Source organism: Pseudomonas sp. Xaverov 83, from assembly GCF_019352905.1.
In the GTDB taxonomy this organism is placed as follows: domain Bacteria; phylum Pseudomonadota; class Gammaproteobacteria; order Pseudomonadales; family Pseudomonadaceae; genus Aquipseudomonas; species Aquipseudomonas yamanorum.
This window is the reverse complement of sequence record NZ_JAAAFU010000029.1, coordinates 143,711-147,526: the sequence shown is the minus strand read 5'-3', so window position 1 is coordinate 147,526 and position 3,816 is coordinate 143,711. Positions and strand designations below refer to the sequence as shown.

At 63.2% G+C, this 3,816-nt stretch carries 7 protein-coding genes; 1 reads left to right on the top strand and 6 read right to left on the bottom strand.

The annotated features are described in order from the left end of the window. The 3 genes from K0H47_RS12005 to arsC form a co-directional block, all read right to left on the bottom strand. A partial coding sequence (locus K0H47_RS12005; RefSeq protein ID WP_219272739.1) for a DUF2069 domain-containing protein occupies positions 1–411 on the bottom strand: 411 nt, incomplete at its 3' end. Next, on the bottom strand, positions 395–1,009 hold the full coding sequence (gene wrbA / locus K0H47_RS12000) for an NAD(P)H:quinone oxidoreductase (RefSeq protein WP_017475837.1): 615 nt from the start codon (positions 1,007–1,009) through the stop codon (positions 395–397). The genes wrbA and K0H47_RS12005, both read right to left, overlap by 17 nt. Then, positions 1,006–1,359 (bottom strand): arsenate reductase (glutaredoxin), encoded by a 354-nt coding sequence (arsC, locus tag K0H47_RS11995; RefSeq protein ID WP_218263308.1) that lies wholly within the window; start codon positions 1,357–1,359, stop codon positions 1,006–1,008. The genes wrbA and arsC overlap by 4 nt, the downstream gene beginning before the upstream one ends. A gap of 115 nt (positions 1,360–1,474) precedes the next feature. Here arsC and K0H47_RS11990 point away from each other — a divergent pair, with 115 nt between their 5' ends. Beyond that, complete coding sequence (locus tag K0H47_RS11990; protein WP_004371382.1) at positions 1,475–1,936, top strand: TlpA disulfide reductase family protein; 462 nt, start codon at positions 1,475–1,477, stop codon at positions 1,934–1,936. Positions 1,937–2,051: 115 nt separating this feature from the next. On the opposite strand, the gene K0H47_RS11985 is transcribed toward K0H47_RS11990, so the two are convergent. The 3 genes from K0H47_RS11985 to K0H47_RS11975 all read right to left on the bottom strand — a co-directional run. Continuing rightward, positions 2,052–2,456, bottom strand: a complete 405-nt coding sequence (locus K0H47_RS11985) for an META domain-containing protein (RefSeq protein WP_004371380.1) — start codon at positions 2,454–2,456, stop codon at positions 2,052–2,054. After that, positions 2,453–2,893, bottom strand: a complete 441-nt coding sequence (locus K0H47_RS11980) for a hypothetical protein (protein WP_004371378.1) — start codon at positions 2,891–2,893, stop codon at positions 2,453–2,455. Before K0H47_RS11980 ends, K0H47_RS11985 begins: the two co-directional genes overlap by 4 nt. 71 nt (positions 2,894–2,964) lie before the next feature. Further along, positions 2,965–3,816, bottom strand: an 852-nt coding sequence (locus K0H47_RS11975) for a 2-hydroxyacid dehydrogenase (RefSeq protein WP_219272738.1), incomplete at its 5' end; no start/stop codon positions are given.

Sequence of the window (3,816 nt, the reverse complement as noted above, 5' to 3'; positions counted from 1 at the left end):
CAACCCTCCCCCCGCCAACCGCCGATTCAGTTGATGCCGGTAACGCACATACATCAGCGCCGTGCAGAACACCGCCAGGCTCGCCAGCATTTCCAGCACACCAAACCACTGCCGGTTCGGGTCATACGCCGCCAGCGCACCCTTGATGAAGTACAAGTTCACCACAAAGCACATCCACGAATGCCCGCGCGCGCTGCCCAGGATCATCCCCGGCGCCAGCAACAGCAGCGGCACCAGCTCGATCAGCAGAATCACCCACGGCCGCGCGCCATGCAGGTCGGCGAACACCAGGTAGTAGGCACACAGCAACCCCACCAAACCCAAAAACGCCAGCAGGCTCAACACCCGCGCCGCCTTGACTCGTGGCTCCAGCCACGCCTGGGGCGGCAGTACCTTAGGCTTCCTGGCCACGGCCGTTCTCCAGTAGCGCGGCGGTCTTCGCCAGGCGCAGGCCGAGGGCGCGGCACAGGGCGATTTCATGTTGATCCAGTGCGCGCTTGCCGTCGGCACCGGAATGGTGGCTGGCGCCATAAGGCGTACCGCCGCCCTTGGTGTCGAGCAGGGCTTGTTCGCTGTAAGGCAGGCCGGTGATCAGCATGCCGTGGTGCAGCAGCGGCAGCAGCATCGACATCAGCGTGGTCTCCTGGCCGCCGTGCAGGCTGGCGGTCGAAGTGAAAACGCCCGCCGGTTTGCCGACCAGGGCGCCGGTCAGCCACAGGTTGCTGGTGCCATCGAGAAAGTACTTGAGCGGCGCAGCCATGTTGCCGAAACGGGTCGGGCTGCCCAGCGCCAGGCCGGCGCAGTTCTTCAGGTCGTCGAGGCTGCAGTACAGCGGGCCGTCTACCGGAATGTCCGGCGCCACGGCTTCGCATTCGCTGGAGATGGCCGGCACAGTGCGCAAGCGCGCCTCAAGCCCGGCTTGCTCGACGCCCCGGGCTATCTGCCGGGCCATTTCGCTCACCGAGCCGTTGCGGCTGTAATACAACACCAGCACATACGGCGCACTCACGAAACCAGCTCCAGGATGTTCTCTGGCGGGCGGCCAATCACAGCCTTGTCGGCGGTTTCGAGGATCGGGCGTTCCATCAGTTTCGGATGAGCGGCGATGGCGGCAATCAGTTGCGCTTCGCTGAGGCTGGTGTCAGCCAGATTGAGGGTTTTGTATTCGTCTTCGCCAGTACGCAGCAGTTGCCGCGCGCTGAGCTTCAGCTTGCCCAGCAAGGCCTGCAATTGCACGGCGTCGAGCGGGGTTTCCAGGTAGCGCACCACGTTCGGTGTGAGGCCACGGGCTTCCAGCAATTCGAGCGCACCGCGGGATTTCGAGCAGCGCGGGTTGTGATAAAGCGTCAGATCGGTCATGTGCGGGTCGCATCTTGCGTAAGGTGGCGGGTATTCTACCCGCGCTGCGTCACGTCCTTAAACCATGAGAGGCGATAGGCCGCAGCCAATGTTCATTTTTACGAAGGATTACCCCATGACGAGGCGACTGTTAGGCGCATTGGCAATCATCGGCACACTGCTGCTCAGTGGCTGTGGCAATGATTATGGCGTTGACCAATACGGTCAGAAAGTGGCCGCCGAACGCCTGGACAAGCAATGGCTGGTGGTCAACTACTGGGCCGAGTGGTGTGGCCCGTGCCGTACCGAAATCCCTGAACTCAACGCTTTGGCTGAACAGCTCAAGGGCCAGTCGGTGGGGGTGTTCGGCGTGAACTTCGACAACGTCCAGGGTGAAGAACTCAAGAGCGCCAGTGAGAAACTGGGCATCAAGTTCACTGTATTGGCGCAGAACCCGGACGGGATCTTCGACATTCCCCGCAGTGAAGCCTTGCCGGTGACCTACATCATTGATGACAAGGGCAAGGTGCGCGAGCAACTGATGGGTGAGCAGACGGCGGAAGGGGTGTTGGCCAAGCTCAAAGCGTTGCGCGGTTAAATGTAGGAGCTGGCTTGCCTGCGATGCGGGCAACTCGGTCTGTCAGCCAGACCGAGGCGATACAATCGCAGGCAAGCCAGCTCCCACAGAAGAGCCGGATTGCCATACGGCTGGATCAGCCTTCTTCCAGCCACAATCGCAACGGCTTGCCATCCGCCGGCCAGAAACGGGTCTGTTCGATCGGCGAGATGTCCCAGCGCTGCACGCCTTGCAGGGCCTGGAAGAAGCGGTGTTCCTGCTCCATCAGCGCTTCGGCGCAGAGTTTGCGGGTGCTGCCGACCTTGCCGAAGCTCAGCTTGTCGCCATCCAGGGTATAGGGCGCGAACCAATGGTTGCAGCCACCATTGCCGTAGGCCCGGCCATCGGCGCCGAGGGTCACGGTCAGGTGCGCGTAATCCATCAGCGGCCGCTCACCGATCCATTCCACCACGTAGCTGTGATCCTGCTTGAGCTTGACCTCGTCGCTGGCGCAGCCCGCAAGGCCTGCACCCAGCACGGCCAGCATCAGCAGGGCTTTCATTGCGCAGCCTGCTGGCATTTCGGGCAACGGTGCTTGTCACCCAGGGTGGCCCAGCCCAACTCGGTGACGCGCGCAGTGGCGGCCGGTTGCAGCGGTTCCTTGGTCAGCTTGGTTTCCACTGCGAATTCAAACTCCAGCACGTTGTCGCAGCTGTCGCAGTTGACCTTCCAGGTGTGAATCTCCAACTCGCCGAACTTCGGCCCCTGGGCCATGGCGACCCACTGGCCCGCCGGGCGGATGGAGTAGCGCGCATCGCCTTCGACGGTCAGGCGCATCGACAGGGTTTTGCTGCCGCGCAGGGTGACGATCAGAACGTCGCCGTTCTTGATCGAGCCACCGTTGCCGGTGACTTGATAACGGCCCGGCACCAGGGCGCGGCATTCGATCAGGGTGTGTTGCGGGCTCAGCAAGCTGAAGCGGAAATCGTGTTCGGCCATGGATCCTCCAAATAGGCGCGGCATCCTATCACGGGCCGCCACCCATCATGGCGCGGCTATGTGACCGCTGATCATCCTTCGACGAGGTTTTTCGCCTGCCCGCCAGCCCACGCCGCGATGTTGGCCAGGGTCGTGCCAGCAATCGCCCCCAGGGCCTCGCGGGTCAGGAAGGCCTGGTGGGCGGTGATGATCACGTTGGGGAAGGTCAGCAGGCGCGCCAGTACGTCGTCTTGCAGGGGCAAGTCCGAGCGGTCTTCGAAAAACAGTTGGGCCTCTTCTTCATACACATCCAGCCCCAGATAGCCGAGCTGGCCGTCCTTGAGTGCGTCGATCAGCGCCGGGGTGTCCACCAGGCCGCCGCGCCCGGTATTGATCAGCATCGCGCCGGGCTGCATATGAGCGAGGCTTTGGGCGTTGATCAGGTGTTTGCTGTCCGCCGTCAGCGGGCAATGCAGGCTGATGATCTGCGATTCGCCCAGCAACTGCGGCAGGCTCACATACCGGGCACCAAGGGCCTCGACCTGCGGGTTGGGGTGAGGATCGTAGGCCAGCAGCTGGCAGCCAAACCCGGCCATGATCTTGGCGAACGTGGCGCCGATCTGCCCGGTGCCGACCACGCCGACGGTCTTGCCTACCAGGTCGAACCCGGTCAGGCCATGCAGGCTGAAGTCACCGTCGCGGGTACGGTTGTAGGCGCGGTGCAGGCGGCGATTGAGGGCCAAAATCAGTGCGACCGCATGTTCGGCCACCGCATGGGGCGAATAGGCCGGCACCCGCACGATAGTCAGGCCCAGGCGTTTGGCGGCGGGCAGGTCGACATGGTTGTAACCGGCCGAGCGCAGGGCGATCAGGCGGGTGCCGCCGTTGGCCAACTGCTCCAGCACTGGGGCGCTGAGGTCATCGTTGCTAAAGGCGCAGACCAA

Coding starts and splice junctions, on each gene's coding strand:
- arsC (WP_218263308.1), bottom strand. CDS start 1,359: ATGACCGATCTGACGCTTTATCACAACCCGCGCTGCTCGAAATCCCGC.
- K0H47_RS11990 (WP_004371382.1), top strand. CDS start 1,475: ATGACGAGGCGACTGTTAGGCGCATTGGCAATCATCGGCACACTGCTG.
- K0H47_RS11985 (WP_004371380.1), bottom strand. CDS start 2,456: ATGAAAGCCCTGCTGATGCTGGCCGTGCTGGGTGCAGGCCTTGCGGGC.
- K0H47_RS11980 (WP_004371378.1), bottom strand. CDS start 2,893: ATGGCCGAACACGATTTCCGCTTCAGCTTGCTGAGCCCGCAACACACC.